We start from the raw sequence: 352 nt of genomic DNA on the forward strand, positions 1-352 counted from the left end.
CATCGAGTTCGCCAACACCGGCGACCTGCAGCGCATCGTCGACCTGATCGACCCGCGCAACCGGGACGACCGACCCATCTGAGACCGGAGGCACTGCGATCACCAGCCGGATCCTGACGCCCTGGTGGCGTGATCGCACGCCACTGGCCTCCGAGGCCTCGGCTCGCGGTGCCCGTGGCTCCACGGGCTCCACAGGCCTGCTCGACTGGCACTCGGCAGCGGTGAGCCAGTTGGCCGCCCGCTGTTCGGGCGGCTCGCCGATCGAGGTGCTGCGGGCGGCGCACGGCCAGATCGGCGAACGGGTCGAGGCGCGGTACTCCGTCGACGACCTGGTGCCGGCCTCTCGCGTGCT

It is taken from the genome of Nocardioides sp. CPCC 206348, from assembly GCF_048654705.1.
In the GTDB taxonomy this organism is placed as follows: domain Bacteria; phylum Actinomycetota; class Actinomycetes; order Propionibacteriales; family Nocardioidaceae; genus Nocardioides.